This is a genomic window from Pseudochrobactrum asaccharolyticum (assembly GCF_003314995.1).
In the GTDB taxonomy this organism is placed as follows: domain Bacteria; phylum Pseudomonadota; class Alphaproteobacteria; order Rhizobiales; family Rhizobiaceae; genus Pseudochrobactrum; species Pseudochrobactrum asaccharolyticum.
In genome coordinates, this window is record NZ_QNRH01000003.1 from 603,465 (window position 1) to 625,226 (window position 21,762).

The window sequence follows — 21,762 nt, forward strand, 5'->3', positions numbered from 1 at the left end:
TAATGTGGCGGCTGCGATACGCATGCCTGTTTATGATTTATTGCATTTTGCGTATCGCGAACCTTATCTCAGACTGTTTTCCGCTGCTCACTCCCATGGCAGCGAGAAGGTTTTGACATTGGTGAAGCTTTTCATCGCCTCAATCACACCTTCTTTATATCCGTTGCCGGAATCTTTAATCCCGCCGAAAGGCGACATTTCAATACGGTAACCCGGTACTTCCCAGATGTTAACCGTGCCGACATTGAGCCCTCGGATGTATTTCTGCATACGCCGGTAATCATTGGTGCAGACACCCGAGGATAAACCAAAATCTGTCGAGTTAGACAGCGCAATCAGCGCATCATCATCATCCGGCGCGCGAATAATCGGAATAACCGGCCCGAAAGTTTCCTGCATCACCAGTTCCGAGCTGTGTGGTACTTCGTCCACCACAATCGGTGGCAGTAAAGCGCCCTGACGACCCGGATCATAGAGAATTTTTGCTCCCTGCTCGGCTGCCATATAGACCAGTTTTTCAAACCGTGCGGCAGCTTGTTCATGGACGACGGTACCGAGTTCTGTTTTCGGATCCATCGGATCACCAAAGCGTATTTTCTTTGCCCGCTCCAGCACCATCGGTACAAAACGGTCGGCCACGCTTTCCTGACACAGGATACGTTTCACGGCCGTGCAGCGCTGGCCGGAGTTTTTCGTCGCCCCCGCCACAGCAAGATCGGCCGCTTTAGCCAGATCATCATCACTCAGATCATTGAGAATAATCAGCGGATCATTGCCGCCAAGTTCCAGCACTGTGCGTTTATAGCCCGCAGTATTGGCAATCATCTTGCCGACAGGAACACCGCCGGTAAAGGTAATCAGATCAATATCCGGATTGGTAATCATCTCCGAGCCGATATCTTTCGGCAGCCCTGTCACCACCGACAGCATTTCCGGCGGCAATCCGGCTTCATACATAATATCGCACAGCAATAATGCGGTCATCGGCGTCAGTTCGGTCGGCTTTACCACCACGCAATTATTGGTGGCAATTGCCGGCGCCACTTTATGCGAAACCATGTTCAGCGGGTGATTAAACGGTGTGATTGCTGAAATCGAACGCAATGGCTCACGAAACGTGAAAATCTTGCGGGCCTTACCGTGCGGTGTCAGATCACAGGAGAATATCTCACCGTCATCATGCAGGCACATCTGCCCTGCCAGCGTAAACACGTCATAGGCGCGACCGACCTCATAATAGGAATCCATCTTGGAGATGCCCAGTTCCGAAGTAATCAGATCAGCCATTTCTTCTTTGCGTGCCACCAGCAATTCAGCTGTGCGCAGCAGAATTTTCTGCCGCTCATAGCGTGTCAGCTTCGGCTTATAGGCTGCGGCAATCCTGAAAGCCTCACGGGCATGTTCGGCGCGCCCTGCCGGAACCGTGCCGATGACCGCATTTGTGTAAGGGTAATGCACATCAAAAACGGCATCCGCATCGACCTTTTTACCGGCGATCCGCATAGGCTCATGTCTGGTTTTAATGATTGTTTCCGGCTTCACCACAAAGGCTCCCCTTCAATTCACCCTACCGGAAACCGTCCTAAGCTTTAAAAGCAGAGACCGGTTTACCGGCACGGGGGAATGTTTTCCCTCAACTTACGACTGAGCTACCGCAGCTGTAACTGCATAGAAAAACGCATCAAAATTGCGTAAAACCGGTGCTTCCGGCAAATCCGGCATCTGACGGTTCACGATGAAAGGCACGGCCTGTTCTGTCAGTCCGCCATGCGAACGCAAAGGCTCATTCAATGCTGCAAGATCATGGCGATGCTCGCTGGTACCGATGGCTTTATTCTCCGATGAGACCAGAACAATATCGCCGATACGGTCTTGAGGCAGCTCAAAACGCTCAGCAGCATCAGCATTGTTCAGCACCACATCAATGCCTTCAATGGCCGCCAGCCGTTTCATAATATCACCGATATCCGCACCATCCGGCAGATAGGCTGTTGCAAAAGAACCAAGCGCGCCGTGATGCACCACATAAGGATCTGTAATCGGCAGAATAACCCGCGCGGCATCTTTGCCCAGCCATTCGTCGAGAACATCCTGCACATAGACAACATCCGGAGAACCGTCGGCTTTATGTTTCGGCTTCATGCCGTGATCCGCAGTCACCACAATGGCCGCGCCTAAAGCATCCAGCTCGGCCAGATATTTGTCGAACATTTCATAAAACGCATTGGCCTGTGGCACACCCGGTGCATATTTATGCTGCACATAGTCTGTTGTGGTCAGATACATCACATCAGGCCGGAAAGTTTTGAGCAGCTTCACACCGGCAGCGAACACAAATTCTGAAAGCTCTGCGGAATAAACCTCCGGCACCGGCATACCCAACCATTGCGATGCATTATCAATGCCGTTCTCTGCTTTTGTTGTCGTATCAGAACGCTCTGCCGAAAAACAAATCGCGCGATTATCGCCGAATTGCAGGCCTGCCCCCAACAAAGCCCGCAGCTTGTCTTTGGCGGTCACAACCGCGACTTTCGCACCGGCATCATAGAAGCCTTTGAAAATGGTCGGCGCACGCAGAAAGCGCACATCATTCATCATCACTTCCGTACCGGTTTCACGATCATAGAGATAATTACCGCAAATGCCGTGCACTGCAGGCGGGCGCCCCGTAGCGATGGAAAGATTATTCGGATTGGTAAAGCTCGGAATAACACTATGGGCTGTGCGCACCGTTCCGGTCTCTTTAATACGCTTAAGTGTCGGCATCAGCCCTGCAGCAATCGCCTCATCCAGATAAGCCGGTTCGCACCCGTCAAGACAGATCGCGATAGCGGGGACGTTCGGCCAGTTATAATCACGGCCGTTCACGGTTACGGTTACCTTGGTCATCTTGTTCACTTCATTATCCTCCGCAGGCGGCATTGCGCTCACCTGCTGTTTTCAATTTAAAACTCAGGCTGCTAGCTTGGCACGTTCATCCAGTGCGGCGGCTGGCGGGGCGGCAGTATCCACGCCCATTTCTGTCAGGCTGTCTGCGGCAGCGGCAACGACCTGCCGCATGATATTGGCATCCATGCGCCCGATACAGCCGACACGGAAACTGTCGACAACCGTCAACTTGCCCGGATAAATGATAAAGCCTTTTGCTTTCATCAGATCGTAGAAGCGGGCAAATTCGAATTTCGGATGCGCAGGATTGAAGAAGGTTACAATGATCGGCGACAGCCAGCGGTCACGCAGCAATGTTTCAAAACCCAACTGGCGCATCCCCTCCACCATCACATCACGGTTATTGGTGTAGCGTGCCAAGCGTCCTTCAGCGCCGCCTTCGGCTTCGTGCATCCGCAAGGCAACCAGAAAGGCAGCAACCACATGGGTCGGTGGTGTATAGCGCCACTGACCGGTCTTGTTCATCGTTGCCCATTGCTCGTGAATATCAAGGCTTAAAGAATGACAATTGCCTTTAGATGCTTCCAGCACGCTTTTGCGGGCAATCACAAAGCCAAAACCGGGCACACCTTCGATGCATTTATTGGCCGAGGAGACCATGGCCTCATAGCGGATTTTGTTCACGCTCAGATCAACGGCGCCGAAAGCACTCATACTGTCGACCAGCAGCTTGCGCCCCTTGGCATAAACAACTTCTGAGATTTCCGCGACCGGATTGAGGATGCCGGAGCTGGTTTCGCAATGCACCACAATCACATGGGTGATTGCCGGATCGGCATCCAGCGCCTGCGCAACCTCATCCGCACGCGGCGGCAGATAATCTCCCTTGTCAATTTTACTATGAGCACGCCCCAGATAATTCAGTGTCTGCACAATGCGCTGCCCGTAAGCACCGTTCATCAGCACCAGAATTTTGCTGTCTTTCGGCAGAAATGTCCCGAGCATGGCTTCAACGGCAAAGGAGCCGCTGCCCTGTATCGGCACACAATCAAATTCATGCTTGTCATCACCGGCAACACGCAGCAAGCGCTCACGCATTTCGGCTGTCATTGCCCGAAAATCACCATCCCATGAACCCCAGTCCCGCAGCATCGCCTGCTTCACCGCATAATCGGTGGTCAGCGGCCCCGGTGTCAGCAAATAGGGTTCTCCCAATACCGGCGCCAGAAACTGATTGGCTTTCCAGTGCGGAAGCATATCTGCTTGTGCCTGCTGTCGTTTCTCACCGGTTGCTTGCATGTCCTGTCCCTCCGGATACCTTGCAAAATGCGGATTTGCTTTATCCTCAGGGAAAGACAAATATTTGTAAAATCGTTATTTCAAATCAATCTATAAGTTTTACAGATGCATATTGTGTTAAAAAATTGCTGTGCTAAGCTTGACTCTCAAATCAGAAAAACACTCGGGACTAGAGCGTGTCGCGTTTAATCGTACCCACAGCACTCGCTCTAGATCCTTTTAATTGTCGCATGTTCGCAAACGCTAAATGAACCCATTTAGCTGCGACATGCTGTAGGAGAAATCCATGCGCTATGTTCAGTTACGGGCGTTTCACTATGTGGCAATTTCCGGCGGATTTTCCCGCGCCGCTGAAGCTTTATGCCTGACACAGCCCGCTATTTCCGATCAGGTGCGCAAGCTGGAAGAAGAATATGATGTACTGCTGTTTAACCGGCATAAAAAACAAGTCAGCCTGACCGATGCCGGTGTGAAACTGCTTGAAATCACGCACCGGCTCTTCGAAGTGGAACAGCAGGCACTGGATTTCCTGTCTGAATCACGGGTGCTGCGTGCGGGAAAGTTGCGCATTATGGCCGATGCGGCACACCATATTCTTGGTATTCTCGGAGCCTTTCGGGAGAAATATCCCTCGGTGCAAATCAGCGTGCAAACCGGCAATAGTGAGGAAGTTATCTCCAGCCTCTATCGCTATGAAGCAGACATCGGCGTACTAGGCGAAGTCCCTAAAGCACGGGACTTTCTCATCCATAAGCTTAACTCATCACCGATCATCGCCTTTGTCGCCAGAGATCATCCGCTCAGTCGTTTTTCCAACATTGATCTCACAGAATTGCTGCAATGGCCGCTGGTCTTTCGTGAAAAAGGCTCAAAAACGCGCCAGAAATTAGAAGATCTCGCGCTTGAAAAAAATGTCGTGCTAAAACCTGCTATTGAAGCAGAAGGCCGCGAAGCTGTTCGTGAAATCGTTGCCGGCGGTGCAGGGATCGGCTTTGTCTCAATGGCCGAATTCAGCAATGACAGCCGCTTGCATCCGCTCTCGATCAACACGCGTGAAGAACTGATGGATGAAACACTGATCTGCCTGCAAGAGCGCAGTAACGGGACGCTTATCAATGCATTCTTTAAAATTGCGACAGAAGAGGCCTGAGTAAAGTCTCATTGCTGAAATACAGCATTTCCAATGAAATATAGAAACAGCTGTAAGCTTAAACCAGCACATTCTCGCTGGATAATTTTTACTCAATTAGCTAGGTAAGATTGCAGCGTATTGTTTTTCTATCGCAAGGTATATGCACATGCACGGTGAATACAAAGTACACGGCGGCAAACTGGTTGTTGTTGATCTGGAAGTTAAGGACAACAAACTGCATGATGTTCAGGTTGCAGGAGATTTTTTTCTTGAACCTGATGAAGCCCTTGATGATATTCGTAATGCTCTCAATGGCTTATCTGCAACCGCATCTGCGGAAGAAATCGCCGGCGCGGTCCGGACAGGACTTCGCCCTGATGCCTTTATGATCGGCTTCAGCCCGGAAGCGGTTGCTATTGCGGTTCGCCGCGCACTCGGCGTTGCCAAGACCTGGCGTGATTTTGAATGGCAAATCATTGATATCCCGCCTTTATCACCAGCAATGCATCTGGCGTTGGACGAGGTTTTAGCACGAGAAGTCGCTGCCGGACGCCGCGCTCCGACGCTCCGCTTCTGGGAATGGGAACGTCCGTCAATTATTATTGGTGCATTTCAATCTCTGCGCAATGAAGTCGACATGGAAGCAACCAAGGCAATGGGCGTAGAAACTGTACGTCGTGTTACTGGCGGCGGTGCTATGTTTGTGGAGCCGGGAAATACAATTACCTATTCTCTGTATGCCCCGGGCGATCTCGTACGCGATATGAGCTTTGCCGATTCCTATGCATTCCTCGACGAGTGGGTATTAAAATCGCTGAATTCTCTTGGTGTTGATGCATTTTACAAGCCGCTGAATGACATTACGAGTTCCAAGGGTAAAATCGGCGGAGCGGCACAAAAACGATATTCCGGCGGCACCGTCCTTCATCATGTCACTATGGCTTATGACATGGATGCCGATAAAATGATGAAGGTTTTACGCATCGGCCGGGAAAAACTCTCCGACAAAGGAACAGCTAGTGCAGCTAAGCGCGTTGATCCTGTGCGCAGCCAAACGGGCCTACCACGCCGCGAGGTGATTGACCGCATGACAGAGATGTTTGTTTCACTCAATGGCGGTGTTAAAGGCGCTATCACGCCCGAAGAGTTTGCTGCTGCAGAACAACTCGTCACCGAGAAATTCGCCACAGAAAAATGGCTGCATCATATTCCGTAAATAAAATTCTGTATCACGCATCTGCTTCAGATCTCGCGTAAGAAAAGCAGTTTTTTAATAGAACCATAATTGCAGCTGATGGACGCTCGTTCATCAACTGCAATTCTTATAGACTTTAACATCAAAATTCACCCGAAGATTGCCGATAAACGCAATTATGATCGGCACTTTCTGGGTTTCTATTGCCATCCAACTGACAAGCGTCCGACCCTAAAACGCCCCCCCCCCCATAAGCATATAGAAACAATCACGCTATCCGTGCTTTGTATATCAATTTTCTATGTAAAATTGTTTCGCTGCTATGCGCGGTACTTTGCAGTACAGATAAGATACTTCAGTAATTTTAAAAAAATACGATAAAATTCAATCTTAATATTTTTAGATATGTATATTTTTTAAAGTCAGTTATATTCATTATTACTTATAAATTATATTTTAATGTCGCGTATAAAACATAAGGCATCTTATAAATAGCACATTGGAATTTAACATGAACCATATCAATAAGAGCATATTAAACCACGAAACGGGTCTAACAAATGCGAACTTAATGAGAGGGGAAAATGATTATAAATCTCACAATGCAAATCTTAAAAATCAAAATTTAAATAATAAAAATTACTCCATCCGCTCTTTTCGCGACACACTGCTCGCAAGCAGCTTTCTGTTTTTTATACTTGGTACGGTGAGTTCTGCACAACAAATTTATGATGGCAATGCGAGCCTTTTAGTAACAGGCGGTAGTATCGCTGGTAATTTTGAAAATTTGATAGGCACCGGCTCTTCGCTGGGATTTATTGCGCGGGATGATAATGGTGAGCCGATTTTAAACGGTGCTAATGCCATTGTGGATTTCAGCAACGGCACCATACCGGATTTTGTTGTGGTAGGCTATTCTGCTTTATTTGGCACAACAGATAAAACAACAACAGCGAATGCAAATACATTAACACTGACAAATGGCTCAGTTAACGGGGATATTTATGTCGGCTTGAGCCATTATACAGATGTTGTTGCGTCTATCGACTGTCAGAGCATGGGCAGATGCGATGTAAAGAGTGAATTAAGCGGCTTGGATTTAGAAGCCAGCGGCAATGCAATCCTATATAATTTAAACAACTCAACAACCAAACAAGGTCGTTTAAATGCCGGTGTCGCCACAACTCGCCAGGTTTTCGGTACAATCAATGGCGGCAGCAATAGCAATCATTTTGCACAGGCTAAACTGCAATTGAATGACAGCAAGCTAAAAAGTGAAAAAAACACCATTCAGATGAATGGCGATAAAAATACAATTAATGGTGGCCTGAATACCGGTGAAGCAAGTATTAATCAGTTTATTGACGGCCTTCAATCCGGAGCAGCTTCAGACGCAGATGCCCGCATTTTCCCTAACGTGTTAAACAACACTTTGGATGCTAACGCGAATACAATTATTATCAGCGGCAGAGAAAACTCTTTCGGCGGCAGCATCGATGCCGGATCTGCATTTATTTTGCAAAATTTTGGTAAGCTTCAAGGCAATGACGGTGAAACCGGCATTCTCTGGTCTAACGCTAAAACAAACAATAATACTCTAAATTCTGATAAAAATACAATAAACATTACAGGCGATAGCAGTAATATCAGCGGCAATGTTAACTCCGGAAAATCATACATCGATATCAAATACCTTTCCACCAATACGGGCGGATTACCCTCTGGAGAGATGGAAGGAAGAGCTAATGAGGCTGCAAAAATAGACCATTCAAGCTATAGTAACAATTTAAATAGTAATGGAAATATTGTAAATATTACCGGAAAAAACAACCGGATTGACGGTGATATCAATTCCGGACTGGCAAGTATAAAACACGATTATGGCGATGCAATAAATGGCACCACAGCTTTTCCCTTGAATCTGACTGCCAACATTAGAAATCAAAATCAATTAAACAGCAACGAAAATATTATTATGATTGCCGCGAATGGTACCGAGGTCACAGGCAGTTTAAATGCAGGTGCGGCAATTCTTGAGCATAAATTTGGCAATCTTTCAGGCGTCGGAACTGTTCACGGAAGATCTGATATTTCATCCAATCAATTAACCAGCAATAAAAATACTATTGTTATTCAAGGCAATGACAATAGTATTTTGGGCGGCCTGAATGCGGGATCTGCACTCGTTAAACAGCATTATAGCGGCATCCAAGATAATGCATCCGGATCGATATACATTAATAGCAACAAGTTTTTTAGTAATGAAAATACGATTTCTGTTCGTGGAACAAACAATAAAATTAAAGGCGACTTAATTTCCGGCCATGCCGGCATTAAATTAGGCGTTGATGATGCTGCGAACATTAATAAATTAGATCTTCAAGCTAGTTTTATTACAGCTGAAGTAAATAATAATAAAATCACCATTGATGGTCGCAACGAAATTGAAGGTAGCATTTATGGTGGTTATGCCAGTTTCGTTGTCGGAAAATCGAATACGGCGGATGCAGTAGATATTAAAGCAGATACCGGAAATCATCTATATTCTAAAGATAATATAGTGACCATTAATGGAAGCAACACAATCAATAATGCCAACAGCTCCATTTACGGTGGTTATCTCGAATATAGTACAATTGGCGGAACAGAATATAAGCCACAAAAATATGACGTATTTACGGGTAATACCTTAAATTTTGGAAATACAAAACCAGTTACTATTGGTACGATTGGTAATTTCCAAACCTATAATTTCACGCTCAATCCAGATTTGGCCAATTCCTCAACTGCCATGATTACTGCCGATCAGATTATATTCGGCACAAATGCAAATAATACAAACAGCTCGGGGACTGTAAAATCCGATGTTTATGTCACGGGCATTCACTCAGGCAACGTAGTATCAACAGGCACTGAGTTTGTTTTGATGCAGGGTAATATTACCGGCGAAGGCCAAGGGCATGAATCAAAAGATGTCAAACAGGTTCAACAAGGCATATCTCTTTTTTATGATGTCGAAACCAAAGTCGATAAAGAAAATGGGCTTGTTACAGCCGTCATTCTTGCAGGACACGATCCGGAAAAACCAGAACCTAAGGTAAACCCTCAACTCAAATCATTACCTGAGGGTAATCTTTCGGGATTGATGCTTTTAACCAGACAGGCTGATAATATTGCGGATAACACGTTCAATGTTATTACTGAACAGAACCAGCATAAAGGTTTAGTGCCTTTTGTTCAGGCTTCTGGTCATACAAGCCGCTATAAAACCGGTTCCCATATTGATGCCAACGGTGCACTTGTCACGGCAGGCTTGAGCTATCAGGCAGAACACTTAACAGCTGCCGCTTTTGTTGAATATGGTACAGCGGATTATGACACCTATAATTCTTTTACGGATGCAGCAAATGTTCATGGAAAAGGTGACAACCGTTACTATGGTGCAGGTCTCTATGGATATTATGATTTCTTAAACGGCTTTTACATGGATGCATCATTCCGTGGCGGGCGTCTGCGTACGAAATACGAAACCTCGGATATTCGTAACGCCGCAACAGGAGAAGCAGCACGCTATACCTTAAACGGAAACTATATGAGTGCACATATCGGCACCGGTTATTCACTGAAACTGAACGATGCCAATCAACTCAATACTTCACTGAAATATTTATGGACACAAACTGATAGCCACGATGTGACCATAGCCGGTGATAATTTCTATTTCGACAAGCTTAAGTCCAACCGCATCCGGCTGAATGCAGAAAATCAGTATAACTACAATCAAAACTGGTCGTTCTTAGCAGGATTAGGCGTAGAATATGAGTTCGATGGCAAAGCCACGGGTAAAACTTATGGCCGTTTTGATATTGATGCCCCAAGTGTCCGTGGCTTCACTACTATCGGGACATTGGGTGTTCGTTTCCAGCCTACAGCCAATGACCGCCTGAACGTTGATTTCAAAGGCAACGCCTTCCTCGGCAAGCGTGAAGGCGGAAATCTGTCTGTTAAACTGAAATATGCTTTTTAAACCAACCATTCAGCCACTATCACAATTGATGATGGTGGCTGAATTTTACAATCCGAAACGCAACAATATGTCCTGGAATAATATTTTTTATTGCACATCTTGCGGAGTCATTTTCTCACGCATATAATGTGAAACAATAAATGGCATTCGAGCCCCGTCAATTCTCATTTTACTATGGGAATGAGCGGGGTTTTTTCATTTTTCTGGGGGAGAAAATGAAGCGCACCATCGAAATCGGCTTATTGCAATCAAAAAGCGGTAATTATGCTGCGATTTCATGCGCCAGCCGTGCCGGTGTTTTGCAGGGCGTTGACGAAGTCAATGCGGATGCCGGCCTTGATGTTCATTTTCAGATCGTTGAGCGTGATCCCGAAGGCAAAGCAGATCGCTATGCACCGCTTTGTCGCGATATTTTGCAAAACTCTCAGGCTCGACACATCTTCGGCTGTGTCACTTCCGCCTCACGCAAAGAGGTCATTCCGGAACTTGAACGCTTTGATGGCGTCCTGTGGTATCCGGTTCCCTATGAAGGGTTCGAAGCCTCTGAACGTGTCGCCTATATGCATGCATGTCCCAACCAGCATCTGTTGCCGTTGCTGGAATGGGCACTGCCGAACTTGGGAAAACGCGCTTATTTCGTCGGCTCCAATTATATCTGGGGCTGGGAACTGGCACGCATTGCGCGTGAACATATCACTTATGCCGGTGGCTCTGTTCTCGGTGACCGTTATCTTGCAATAGGTAATACTGCGCTTGATCATATTATCCATGATATCGAGGCATTGAAGCCGGATTTCATTCTGAATTCCTTGGTTGGCGACAGCTCCTATGCTTTTCTGGAGATGCTGACCGCCTTGAAAACAGAATCACAGAGCGGCAATGCGCTGACGGTTTTGTCCTGCAACTTTACGGAATGCGAGATTGCAGCTGCCAAAGGTGCAGCCAGTGGCTTGATAGCTGCCGGTCCCTGGTTTGAACCAGCCAAGGCTCAGGGCGGTTCCTTCTTGGAAATGTCGCGGCAATCGGTCCATGAACTGGCAAATTTGTTGCATGGCCGTGCAGGTGCAGAAAAACTGTCTTTGTCCGAGTTGCTTTTAACCTCCATGCGCAACGGTTATCAGCCTAAACTCGACCCGACCAATTTACACGCCGCACAACCCGTCGTCATTGCGCGTCTTGAAGGTAATCATTTTACTGAAATCAGACGCCTTCCGGCTCTGCGCGCAGACCCGTATCTGACCCATTATACACCGCGACCACTGGGTAACAGCTTTCTGAAGGTGGTGTCCTGATGCGGATCAGAACAGAAAATCTCGGCGGCGCAACAGCATGGATTCTCCACCGCCCTCACCCGTCTGTGCAGGGGCTTGTTCGTCAACTGAGCGTTATCGGTTTGCAAGTACGTGAAGCATGGCCGGAATTACCGGCTGAGGCCTTGAATGCCGATTTCATCTTTTATGATGCGGACACGGGACATGATGAGCAATTTCCATGGAATGCCGGACATTCAGCTATGCCGATGATTGCCCTGATCGGCTCGGAAGTTCCGGGGCGTTTAAAATGGGCAATGGATATGGGCGCGCATGCGCAACTGCTCAAGCCGGTCAGCGATAAAGGTGTTTATGCAGCTTTGCTGGTGGCACGTAGTAATTTTGATCAGGCCAAGGCCTCGTCAGCCCTCATCGCCGATTTGGAACATCGCTTATCCGCCCGACAAACGATTGTGCAGGCCGTGATGATTTCCATGATGAAGGGAAAAACCGAAGCTGAAGCCTATGACCTGCTGCGGCAGGTCGCCATGGCGTGGCAGGTCACTATTGAAACTGCGGCTGAACGTATTGTCGCCAATCATTCACCAGAGAGGGGCGCCCAAAATGGCAGACGCATCGATCTCGCCTGAACCATTTGCAGCACCAAAGCGTGGCCCTTCCATCATGCGGCGTTTATTGCAGCGTAAGCTTGCTGTCGTCGGACTGCTGATCATTCTGATCTGCGTCGGCGGTGCGGTTTTTGCCCAGTGGCTTGCACCGTTTGATCCGAATGAACAGTTTTTTGAAGGTCTGACAATTGAAGGCGCGCCGATGCCGCCGGGAGAGCAATTCTGGTTCGGCACTGATTTGCTTGGGCGTGATCTGTTTTCGCGTCTGCTTTATGGTGCACAGACATCACTGGTTATCGGCGTTGTCGCCAATGGCGCAGCTCTGCTGATCGGCACGCTGATTGGTGTCACTGCCGGTTATTTCCGTGGTATCACCGGTGCCGTTCTGATGCGCTTTACCGATCTGATGATGGCATTTCCTGCATTGCTGCTGGCAATCTGTCTGGCGGCGATTTTTTCACCATCCTTATGGATTGTGGCAATGGTGATTGCCTTTGTGAACTGGGTGCAGACCGCACGCGTTATCTTCACCCAGACCTCCTCACTGGCAGAACGTGATTATATTGCAGCTGAGAAAACACTGGGCGCTGGGCATGGCCGCATTCTGTTTCTGCATATTCTTCCGCATCTGATCCCGACCCTGATTGTCTGGGGCACGCTGGGTATTTCTACCACCGTATTGCTGGAAGCGACTTTGTCCTACTTGGGCGTTGGCGTGCAGCCGCCGACACCATCCTGGGGCAATATTATCTTCGAAAATCAGACCTATTTTCAGTCTGCACCATGGCTGGTGTTTATTCCGGGCGCAGCAATTTTGTTGCTAGCACTTGGCTTCAACCTCGTTGGTGATGCTCTTCGCGATATTCTTGATCCGACACAACAGGGGCGTGACTGATGTTTGCCTATATTTTACGCCGCCTGATCCAGTCCGCTTTGATCCTGCTTGGTGTTTCTTTCATCACCTTTGTGCTGCTTTACGTGTTGCCTGCCGACCCCGTACGGCAGATTGCCGGACGCTCTGCCACGGCTGAAACCGTGGCGAGCATCCGGCAGCAGCTGGGGCTGGACCAGCCGTTTATCGTGCAATATGGCGATTATCTCTGGAACCTCATCAACGGCAATCTTGGCCGCTCCTACTTGCAGAAGACGGAAGTAACCGACCTTATTCTGTCCCGCCTGCCCGCAACATTGCAACTGCTGGTCGCGGCAATTATCTGCGAATTGCTGATTGGTCTGCCGCTCGGCATTATTGCGGCGCTCAACCGCGGCAAGTTGCTTGATAATGCATTGATGCTGACCAGTTTCATGACCGTTTCAGCACCGCAATTTGTGGTGGCGCTGTTGCTTCTGTTTGTCTTTGCGGTCACGCTTGGCTGGTTCCCGATCGGCGGCTACGGCACCTTCTCGCACATTGTTCTGCCTGCCTTAACGCTCGGCATTCTCGGGTCCGGCTGGTATTCGCGCATTGTACGCTCATCAATGATTGATGTGTTGCGCGCGGATTTTATCCGCACTGCGCGCGCCAAAGGACTTGGCCGCAGCCGTGTGATTTTCGGCCATGCTTTGCCCAATGCTATTCTGCCGATCATCGCAATGATCGGTATTGATATCGGTATGTTTATGTCCGGTATTGTGGTGGTGGAAAGCGTCTTCGGCTGGCCCGGCATCGGGCAGCTTGCATGGCAGGCCATTCAGCGCGTGGATATCCCGATTATCATGGGCGTCACACTGGTCTCTGCCTGCGGCATTGTGCTGGGCAATCTCATCGCCGATCTGATCTCCCCGCTTATCGATCCGCGCATCAAGCTACGTTGAATACTTTACACAGGAGTGAGGCAATGAAGAAACTATTCCTTTCTACCGCTTTGGCGACTGCTCTGACGGGCTTAGTGGCACTGCAAGCAGCGGTTCCAGCCAATGCACAGGAGCCGAAGCACGGCGGCAATATGATCGTGACTTATAAGGACGATGTGGCAACACTTGATCCGGCGATCGGTTATGACTGGCAGAACTGGTCGATGATCAAATCGGTCTTTGACGGGTTGATGGATTATAAGCCGGGCACCACGGAACTGCGTCCGGGACTGGCCGAAAAATACGACATTTCCGAAGACGGTAAAACCTATACATTCACATTGCGCAAAGGTGTTAAATTCCACAACGGCCGTGAATTGACCGCGGATGATGTGGTCTATTCCCTGAACCGTGTTGTCAATCCTGCAACCCAGTCTCCGGGTCAGGGTTTCTTCTCGATGATCGAAGGCTATGAAGATGCTGCCGCCGGTAAAGCCGCAACGCTCTCCGGCGTCAGTGCAGCAGATGCCAATACTGTTGTGATTAAGCTCGCTCGTCCAGATGCGACCTTCCTGCATATTATGGCGTTGAATTTCTCTTTCATCGTGCCGAAAGAAGCCGTTGAAGCCGCAGGCGCAGATTTTGGTAAAAAACCTGTCGGTACCGGCGCCTTCAAACTGACTGAATGGACACTCGGCCAGCGCCTCGTTTTTGAAAAGAACGCTGATTACTGGATTGCCGGTGTGCCTTATCTCGACAGCTTCACCGTAGAAGTTGGTCAGGAGCCGGTTGTTGCCCTGCTGCGCGCGCAGAAAGGTGAGATTGATATTCCGGGGGACGGTATTCCGCCGGCAAAATTTGTTGAGGTGATGAAAGATCCGGAGCAGGCTAAAAATGTCGTTGAAGGCGGCCAGCTTCATACCGGCTATATCACCATGAATGTGACCAAGGCACCTTTTGACAAGGTAGAAGTGCGCCGCGCTGTCAATATGGCGATCAATAAAGACCGTATCATTCAGGTCATCAATGGTCGTGCCGTGCCTGCCACCCAGCCATTGCCGCCATCCATGCCGGGCTACACGAAAGATTACAAGGGCTATGCCTATGATCAGGAAGGTGCCAAGAAACTGCTGGCAGATGCAGGTTATGCAGATGGTTTCGAAACCGAACTTTATGTCATGAATACCGACCCGAACCCGCGTATTGCGCAGGCTATTCAGCAGGATCTGAAGGCAATCGGCATTAAAGCCGGTATCAAATCTCTTGCACAGGCCAATGTGATCGAGGCTGGCGGTGCAGGCAATGCACCTATGGTCTGGTCCGGCGGCATGGCATGGATTGCTGATTTCCCTGATCCGGCCAATTTTTATGGCCCGATCCTTGGTTGCGGCGGTGCTGTGGAAGGCGGCTGGAACTGGTCGAAATACTGCAATGAAGACCTTGATAAAAAGGCCGCAGATGCAGACTCCATCGTTGATCCGGCGAAAGCCGGTGAACGTCTGGCAAAATGGTCAGAGGTTTACACCAAAGTCATGGAAGATGCGCCTTGGGCACCGGTTTTTAACGAACAGCGCTTCACACTGAAGTCAGCACGTATGGGCGGCGAAGACAGCCTGTATGTCGATCCGGTCTCTATTCCGGTGAATTACGATTACGTTTATATCAAGGAGTAAGCACGCATGTGCAAGCACTGCAATCACACGATCCATGCGCATCAGCATCACTTTGGCTGGGATAACAGCTTTGCACCTGCATTGACTGCCGCACCGGGTGAAACGATCCTGTTCCAGTGCCTTGATAGTTCAGGGGGCCAGCTTGGCCCCCGTTCTACCGTCGAGGATGTCAAAGCGCTGGATTTTGCTAAGATCAACCCTGTTTCCGGCCCGATCTTTGTGGACGGCGCCAAATCGGGTGATGTGCTGAAAGTTACCATTGAAAGCTTTACACCGCAGCTTCGCGAAGGTGCTGGCTTTGGCTGGACAGCGAATATTCCGGGCTTCGGGCTGCTGACGGATCAGTTCCCTGATCCTGCATTGCAGGTCTGGAAATTTGATGCATCCAGCATGGAACCGGCTTTATTCGGCAAACATGGGCGTGTGCCGCTCAAGCCTTTTGCAGGTACAATCGGCAATGCCCTCGCGGAAAAAGGCCATCATTCGGTTGTTCCGCCCCGTCGCGTCGGCGGCAATCTCGACATCCGCGATCTCGCGGCAGGCACCACTCTTTATCTGCCGGTTGAAGTGGACGGAGCACTTTTCTCCGTCGGTGATACGCATGCTGCACAGGGTGACGGTGAAGTTTGCGGCACCGCAATTGAAAGCCCGTTTGATGTGGTTCTGACACTTGATCTCATCAAAGATCAGCCGCTGAAAACTCCGCGTTTCACCACACCGGGACCGGTGACACGTCACCTTGATGCCAAAGGCTATGAAGTCACCACAGGTATCGGTCCTGATCTCTGGGCTGCGGCACGTGATGCGGTGGCAAACATGGTCGATCTTCTGGCCACCACACAGAAGATGGATCCGGTTGACGCCTATATGCTGGTTTCAACCTGCGGTGATCTACGTATCTCGGAAATCGTGGATATGCCGAATGTTGTTGTAAGCTTCTACTTCCCGAGGGTTGTATTCGAATGAGTGCTGCATTGCTTTCTCCCGTTGTTGAGGTTCCGGCGGATGTCGTTCTGTCCGTCCGGAATTTACAGGTTTCCGCCCGTTCTGAGGACGGGTTGATACCACTTGTGCAGGGGCTCAGCTTCGACTTGCGTCGTGGTGAGACACTGGCAATTGCGGGAGAAAGCGGTTCAGGCAAATCGATTACCTCGCTTGCCTGTATGGGGCTGTTGCCGCAGCCTCAGGTGCGGGTGACCGGTGGTTCCATTCACTTTGGTGATGTGGAGCTGACCGGCCTTCCCGAGAAAAAAATGCAGGACATCCGCGGTGCCCGTATCGCCATGATTTTTCAGGAACCGATGACTGCGCTCAATCCGGTAATGACAATCGGGCGGCAGCTGGTTGAGGCAATTCGTGCGCATGAGCCGCTTTCTGTTTCCCAAGCACGCGCCCGCGCATTGGAGGCCGTACGGGCTGTACGGCTGTCGCAGCCGGAAAAACGCCTTGAACAATATCCGCATGAATTGTCAGGTGGTATGCGTCAGCGCGTGATGATTGCTATGGCCATTGCCCTGCGCCCTGCCCTACTGATTGCGGATGAACCGACAACCGCACTTGATGTGACTGTGCAGCGCGAAGTGCTGGATTTGTTACGAGATTTGCAAAAAGAACTGGGCACTGCTGTTATTCTGATTACCCATGATATGGGCGTTGTAGCCGAAATGGCCGATCGTGTTATTGTCATGCGCAAGGGACAGATGGTGGAAACAGCCACAACGGTTGATCTGTTTGACGCACCACAGAAACAATATACCAAAGACCTGCTGGCGGCCGTGCCGCGCATCGGCACTGGTGCCAAGCGCCCCCTGCATGACAATCGCGAAGTGCTGGTGCGCTACGATGATGTATCGGTAAAATTTGCCATACGGCAAGGCCTGCTGGGGCGTGTTGCAGCCAATGTCCATGCCGTCGAGCATGTATCGCTGGATATTTATCGGGGAGAAACTCTGTCTCTGGTCGGTGAGTCCGGTTGCGGGAAATCCACTATGGCGAAAGCTCTGGTGGGACTGGTGCAGCATAGCGGCCGTATTGAGGTTGCCGGACAGGCTCTGAGCGATCTGGATCATAAAGGCCGTAAGGCAATCCGTCGTGAATTACAGATCGTGTTTCAGGATCCGATGGCGGCACTTGATGCGCGTATGACTATTGGCGAGCTTATTCGTGAGCCATTGGTTATTCACGGTATTGGCACGCTGGCAGAACAAAAAGCACGGGTCTGCGAGTTGCTGGAACGGGTGGAACTGTCTTCCGCAGTTTATGACCGCTATCCGCATCAGTTCTCCGGTGGCCAGCGCCAGCGTATTTGTATTGCGCGTGCTCTGGCACTCAAACCAAAGCTCATCGTCTGCGATGAAAGCGTTGCCGCACTTGATGTTTCAATTCAGGCCAAAGTGCTGGAATTGCTACGGGACTTGCAAAAAGAAACCGGCGTCACCTATCTGTTTATCAGTCACGATATGGCCGTGGTCGAAAATATTTCCGACCGGGTGGCGGTGATGTATCTGGGACAGATTGTGGAAATGGGAACACGCGCGCAGCTGTTCAGCAATCCGCAACATGCCTATACCAAACGCTTGCTCGCTGCAGTGCCGGTGCCTGATCCGCGCCGCGAACGTGGTGAGGTCTCACGTCTAACCGGAGATATTCCAAGCCCCGTCTGGAAGGCAGGACAACAGCCGGAACGGGTTCAGCTGGTGGATATCGGCGGCGGGCATCTCGTTGCCCGCTAAAATCTTGTTGTGCAGTCTATGCTATGATGATGGCCGGAACTTTGTCCGGTAGGCTTCAACCTGCCCGACAATAAAGTCTTTGATTGAGCGGGTGCGTGAAGGATAACGCGGATTTTCGTGTGTTACGATCCAGTATGACCGTACGAAACTAATATCTCCGGTCAGCAATCGCACCAGTTCAGGATGATTATCGGCAATAAAACACGGCAGCAAGGCTACGCCCAATCCCTGACAGGTTGCATCTACCTGTGTCAGAATATTCGAAACCTGCAAATCTGCATCACGGTGGGGCAGATAATCGCGCAAATAATCATGTGCCGGTGTCGGCAGATAATCGGGAATATAGCCAATGACAAAATGGCGGTCGATATCTGATGGCGCAGCGATATTATCATGCGATTGCAGATAGCTGCGGCTGCAATATAAACCATATTCATAATCGCATAATTTACGTGAAACCAGAGGTCCGAGCGTCGGACGCTCCATCATAATCGCAATATCCGCCTCACGTTTGGTCAGGCTCAGAATAGAAGGATTTGCGATCAGTTCAATACGAACTGCGGCCAGTTCTGCTGGCAGATGGTTTAGCCTGCGCACGAAAAAACTTGAGGAAAACCCCTCCGGCATGGTCAGGCGAATAGGTCCGGCAAGGGCATTTACTTCTGCTGAAACATCCGTGCGGATACGAATAACCGCGCTTTCCATTTGCTGAACTTCCGCTGCAAGCTTTTGACCCGCTTCGGTAATTTTATAACCAGTCGGAGAGCGCTCAAACAACAACACCCGCAGATTGGCCTCCAGAGAGGTTATACGGCGGCTCAGTGTTGAATGATCCAGTCCCAACCGGCGTGCAGCGACAGTCAATCGTCCCATACGGGCAACGGCCAGAAAAGCCCGCAGATCGTCCCAATCGAGTTCAGAGGTATGGGAATTTTCGCACATCCGCTTTGTTTATCTGCGAATTTACAACAATGCAAATGAGTTTGTAATTTTACGTCTGTGTCTGGCTGGTCTGTGGAGGGAGCAGCCGGACAACATAGTAAGCAAGTCTCTGGGAGCTATCACATGTCAATGTTTGACAAACTCCGCGCGCTCGATGCCGCAGGAAAATCCGTGCGCGTCGGTATTATCGGTGCAGGCAAATTCGGCTCAATGTATCTGTCGCAAGTCAACCGTACACCGGGTGTGCATCTGGTTGGTGTGTCCGATCTTAATATTCCGAATGCCTATGCATCACTGCGCCGTGTCGGCTGGGCAGACGAGCAATTCTCCGCCAAATCTTTTGAAGAAGCCTATAAAGCCGGTTCGACTTTTGTGACCGATAATGCCGCAGACATGATTGCGAGCCCTTTCATTGACGTGATTATTGATGCAACCGGACATCCGGCTGCCGGTGTGTGCCATGTTTTGCTGGCTTGCGAAAATCGCAAACATATCGTGATGGTCAATGTTGAAGCCGATGTGCTTGCAGGTCCGTTACTGGCGAAAAAAGCAGAAGAAGCCGGTATTATCTACTCTATGGCAGCCGGTGATCAGCCATCGCTGATCGCCGAGCTTTGTGATTGGGCACGTTGCACCGGTTTTGATGTGGTCTGCGCCGGTAAAGGCACCAAATACCTACCGGTTTATCACAAATCGACACCTGAAACTGTTTGGGGACATTACGGTTTTTCACCGGAACAAGTAGCCGGCGGTGATTTCAACCCGAAAATGTTTAACTCGTTCCTCGATGGCACCAAGTCAGCTCTGGAAATGGCAGCCGTTGCCAATGGTTGTGAATTATTGCCGCCTGACGACGGTTTGCTGTTTCCGGCCTGTGGCGCGGATGATTTGCAGACGGTTCTACGCCCTGAGGAATATGGCGGTACTCTTAAACGTCGTGGCACGGTGGAAGTTGTGTCTTCCGTTGAGCGTGACGGTCGTCCGGTGTTCCGCGATCTGCGCTGGGGCGTTTATGTGGTGATTGAAGGGGAAACCCAGTATGTCCGTGATTGTTTCAAACAATACGGTCTTCTGACGGATTCTACCGGTCGCTTCGCCGCAACCTATAAACCTTATCACCTGATCGGATTGGAACTGGGTGTTTCCGTCGCTTCCATTGCTACTCGTCAGGAACCGACCGGCCGCACCAAAGGCTGGAGTGCTGATGTTGTCGCTGTTGCAAAACGTGGGCTGCAAGCCGGTGAAATGCTGGATGGTGAAGGCGGTTACACCGTTTACGGCAAGGTCATACCGGCCGCAACATCGTCCAGACTAGATGCCGTTCCGATTGGTCTTGCCCACGGCATGAAGCTGAAAAACAACATCGCCGATGGTCAGGTCGTCTGCTGGTCAGATGTTGAGTATGACGCGAATGACGTCACCATCCGCTTGCGCAAAGAAATGGAAAAACAGTTTCTTGCCACGGTCTGACCGCGCGAAACAGATAGAATGCCCTGCCCTGTACCGAAGGAAGTGACAGGACAGGTTGCTCAATAAAAGAACCAGAGGATATCAAAATGTCTGCTGAGATTTTAGGCGTAAAGCTCAATAATGGTACCCGTATAACCCATGGCAGCGGTGCGAATGTAAAGGTTCCGCTTGAAGGTTTTCCGGTCACCATGCATGAGCTTTACACCGGTCATGATGATGGTGAAAAACTGTCATTCGAGGGGCAGTTCGGTTTTATTGAATTCCATACTGACTGCCGTTTGCCACGTCATATCCATATGATCCGCGATACAGAATCCAGCGATTTGAAAATGCTGCCGGAGCGTATTCTCGTTTTGAACGGCGTGGGTATTACCGAATTATGCGGTGAATATTTTGTCGTGGCACCCGGTAGCCTTGTCGATATTCCGGTCGGTGTTCCGCATACATGGAATGCTTGTCCTGCCGGTGTGAAATTACCGGACGGTACTGTTTCTGACGGTCGATTTACGATGGTTTATAACTATTCGGAGCAAACAAGTTTCTTTCCGACCGAACAAACCGAGCTGCTTAGCAAAGCAGATGAGTATGTTGCTCATGAAGGGGACTTGCAATCAATCCGTTTTCCGGTCTTGTCAAAAGAAGACGTCGTCAGCACGGCAAAACTCGTCTGGAACAAAGACCTGCGGGAAGATCTTGAACTAGCCTGACCAAATTCTGACCGCCGGTTCTG

General features: G+C 49.6%; 16 protein-coding genes. 12 read left to right on the forward strand and 4 right to left on the reverse strand.

What is annotated here, in order from left to right; translation table 11 throughout:
* Positions 1 to 87 precede the first annotated feature (87 nt).
* From phnY to DFR47_RS11070, 3 genes are all read right to left on the reverse strand, one after another.
* On the reverse strand, positions 88 to 1,545 hold the full coding sequence (phnY, locus tag DFR47_RS11060) for a phosphonoacetaldehyde dehydrogenase (RefSeq protein WP_210207295.1): 1,458 nt from the start codon (positions 1,543 to 1,545) through the stop codon (positions 88 to 90).
* 93 nt (positions 1,546 to 1,638) lie between these two features.
* The gene (gene phnA, locus DFR47_RS11065; protein WP_113944534.1) at positions 1,639 to 2,898 is read right to left on the reverse strand and encodes a phosphonoacetate hydrolase; all 1,260 of its coding nucleotides are present in this window, start codon (positions 2,896 to 2,898) and stop codon (positions 1,639 to 1,641) included.
* Positions 2,899 to 2,952: 54 nt separating this feature from the next.
* Positions 2,953 to 4,146 (reverse strand): 2-aminoethylphosphonate--pyruvate transaminase, encoded by a 1,194-nt coding sequence (locus DFR47_RS11070; RefSeq protein ID WP_113944535.1) that lies wholly within the window; start codon positions 4,144 to 4,146, stop codon positions 2,953 to 2,955.
* A 328-nt stretch (positions 4,147 to 4,474) separates the two neighbouring features.
* On the opposite strand from DFR47_RS11070, the gene DFR47_RS11075 reads away from it, so the two are divergent.
* The 10 genes from DFR47_RS11075 (at position 4,475) to DFR47_RS11120 (ending at position 18,620) form a co-directional block, all read left to right on the forward strand.
* The gene (locus DFR47_RS11075) at positions 4,475 to 5,338 is read left to right on the forward strand and encodes a LysR substrate-binding domain-containing protein (protein ID WP_113944449.1); all 864 of its coding nucleotides are present in this window, start codon (positions 4,475 to 4,477) and stop codon (positions 5,336 to 5,338) included.
* Between the two features lie 148 nt (positions 5,339 to 5,486).
* Positions 5,487 to 6,536 (forward strand): lipoate-protein ligase LplAB, encoded by a 1,050-nt coding sequence (gene lplAB, locus DFR47_RS11080; RefSeq protein WP_113944450.1) that lies wholly within the window; start codon positions 5,487 to 5,489, stop codon positions 6,534 to 6,536.
* A 490-nt stretch (positions 6,537 to 7,026) separates the two neighbouring features.
* A complete protein-coding gene (locus DFR47_RS11085; protein WP_113944451.1) occupies positions 7,027 to 10,542 on the forward strand; it encodes an autotransporter outer membrane beta-barrel domain-containing protein in 3,516 nt (1,171 codons plus the stop codon).
* A 215-nt stretch (positions 10,543 to 10,757) separates the two neighbouring features.
* Positions 10,758 to 11,834, forward strand: a complete 1,077-nt coding sequence (locus DFR47_RS11090) for a transporter substrate-binding protein (protein WP_113944536.1) — start codon at positions 10,758 to 10,760, stop codon at positions 11,832 to 11,834.
* A complete protein-coding gene (locus DFR47_RS11095) occupies positions 11,834 to 12,442 on the forward strand; it encodes an ANTAR domain-containing response regulator (protein ID WP_170137483.1) in 609 nt (202 codons plus the stop codon). Before DFR47_RS11090 ends, DFR47_RS11095 begins: the two co-directional genes overlap by 1 nt.
* Complete coding sequence (locus tag DFR47_RS11100) at positions 12,417 to 13,316, forward strand: ABC transporter permease (protein WP_113944453.1); 900 nt, start codon at positions 12,417 to 12,419, stop codon at positions 13,314 to 13,316. The genes DFR47_RS11095 and DFR47_RS11100 overlap by 26 nt, the downstream gene beginning before the upstream one ends.
* Positions 13,316 to 14,236 carry an ABC transporter permease gene (locus DFR47_RS11105; protein WP_113944454.1) on the forward strand — a complete coding sequence of 307 codons (921 nt, stop codon included), beginning with the start codon at positions 13,316 to 13,318 and terminating at the stop codon, positions 14,234 to 14,236. The genes DFR47_RS11100 and DFR47_RS11105 overlap by 1 nt, the downstream gene beginning before the upstream one ends.
* 23 nt (positions 14,237 to 14,259) lie before the next feature.
* Complete coding sequence (locus DFR47_RS11110) at positions 14,260 to 15,888, forward strand: ABC transporter substrate-binding protein (protein WP_113944455.1); 1,629 nt, start codon at positions 14,260 to 14,262, stop codon at positions 15,886 to 15,888.
* Positions 15,889 to 15,894: 6 nt separating this feature from the next.
* Positions 15,895 to 16,854 carry an acetamidase/formamidase family protein gene (locus DFR47_RS11115; protein ID WP_113944456.1) on the forward strand — a complete coding sequence of 320 codons (960 nt, stop codon included), beginning with the start codon at positions 15,895 to 15,897 and terminating at the stop codon, positions 16,852 to 16,854.
* Positions 16,851 to 18,620, forward strand: a complete 1,770-nt coding sequence (locus DFR47_RS11120; protein WP_113944457.1) for an ABC transporter ATP-binding protein — start codon at positions 16,851 to 16,853, stop codon at positions 18,618 to 18,620. Before DFR47_RS11115 ends, DFR47_RS11120 begins: the two co-directional genes overlap by 4 nt.
* A 21-nt stretch (positions 18,621 to 18,641) precedes the next feature.
* Here DFR47_RS11120 and DFR47_RS11125 read toward each other — a convergent pair whose 3' ends face one another.
* Positions 18,642 to 19,562, reverse strand: a complete 921-nt coding sequence (locus DFR47_RS11125) for a LysR family transcriptional regulator (RefSeq protein ID WP_113944458.1) — start codon at positions 19,560 to 19,562, stop codon at positions 18,642 to 18,644.
* Positions 19,563 to 19,685: 123 nt separating this feature from the next.
* Between DFR47_RS11125 and DFR47_RS11130 the strand changes: the two genes are divergently transcribed.
* Both DFR47_RS11130 and DFR47_RS11135 read left to right on the forward strand, forming a co-directional pair.
* Positions 19,686 to 21,032 carry an NAD(P)H-dependent oxidoreductase gene (locus DFR47_RS11130; RefSeq protein WP_113944459.1) on the forward strand — a complete coding sequence of 449 codons (1,347 nt, stop codon included), beginning with the start codon at positions 19,686 to 19,688 and terminating at the stop codon, positions 21,030 to 21,032.
* An 86-nt stretch (positions 21,033 to 21,118) separates the two neighbouring features.
* Complete coding sequence (locus DFR47_RS11135) at positions 21,119 to 21,739, forward strand: hypothetical protein (protein WP_113944460.1); 621 nt, start codon at positions 21,119 to 21,121, stop codon at positions 21,737 to 21,739.
* The last annotated feature ends 23 nt before the right edge of the window (positions 21,740 to 21,762 follow it).

Excerpts from the sequence above, each read along its gene's own strand:
- DFR47_RS11125 (WP_113944458.1), bottom strand. The coding sequence starts at position 19,562 with ATGTGCGAAAATTCCCATACCTCTGAACTCGATTGGGACGATCTGCGG.
- DFR47_RS11120 (WP_113944457.1), top strand. The coding sequence starts at position 16,851 with ATGAGTGCTGCATTGCTTTCTCCCGTTGTTGAGGTTCCGGCGGATGTC.
- DFR47_RS11115 (WP_113944456.1), top strand. The coding sequence starts at position 15,895 with ATGTGCAAGCACTGCAATCACACGATCCATGCGCATCAGCATCACTTT.
- DFR47_RS11130 (WP_113944459.1), top strand. The coding sequence starts at position 19,686 with ATGTCAATGTTTGACAAACTCCGCGCGCTCGATGCCGCAGGAAAATCC.
- DFR47_RS11110 (WP_113944455.1), top strand. The coding sequence starts at position 14,260 with ATGAAGAAACTATTCCTTTCTACCGCTTTGGCGACTGCTCTGACGGGC.
- lplAB (WP_113944450.1), top strand. The coding sequence starts at position 5,487 with ATGCACGGTGAATACAAAGTACACGGCGGCAAACTGGTTGTTGTTGAT.
- DFR47_RS11090 (WP_113944536.1), top strand. The coding sequence starts at position 10,758 with ATGAAGCGCACCATCGAAATCGGCTTATTGCAATCAAAAAGCGGTAAT.
- DFR47_RS11100 (WP_113944453.1), top strand. The coding sequence starts at position 12,417 with ATGGCAGACGCATCGATCTCGCCTGAACCATTTGCAGCACCAAAGCGT.
- DFR47_RS11075 (WP_113944449.1), top strand. The coding sequence starts at position 4,475 with ATGCGCTATGTTCAGTTACGGGCGTTTCACTATGTGGCAATTTCCGGC.
- DFR47_RS11105 (WP_113944454.1), top strand. The coding sequence starts at position 13,316 with ATGTTTGCCTATATTTTACGCCGCCTGATCCAGTCCGCTTTGATCCTG.
- DFR47_RS11070 (WP_113944535.1), bottom strand. The coding sequence starts at position 4,146 with ATGCTTCCGCACTGGAAAGCCAATCAGTTTCTGGCGCCGGTATTGGGA.
- DFR47_RS11085 (WP_113944451.1), top strand. The coding sequence starts at position 7,027 with ATGAACCATATCAATAAGAGCATATTAAACCACGAAACGGGTCTAACA.
- DFR47_RS11095 (WP_170137483.1), top strand. The coding sequence starts at position 11,834 with ATGCGGATCAGAACAGAAAATCTCGGCGGCGCAACAGCATGGATTCTC.
- DFR47_RS11135 (WP_113944460.1), top strand. The coding sequence starts at position 21,119 with ATGTCTGCTGAGATTTTAGGCGTAAAGCTCAATAATGGTACCCGTATA.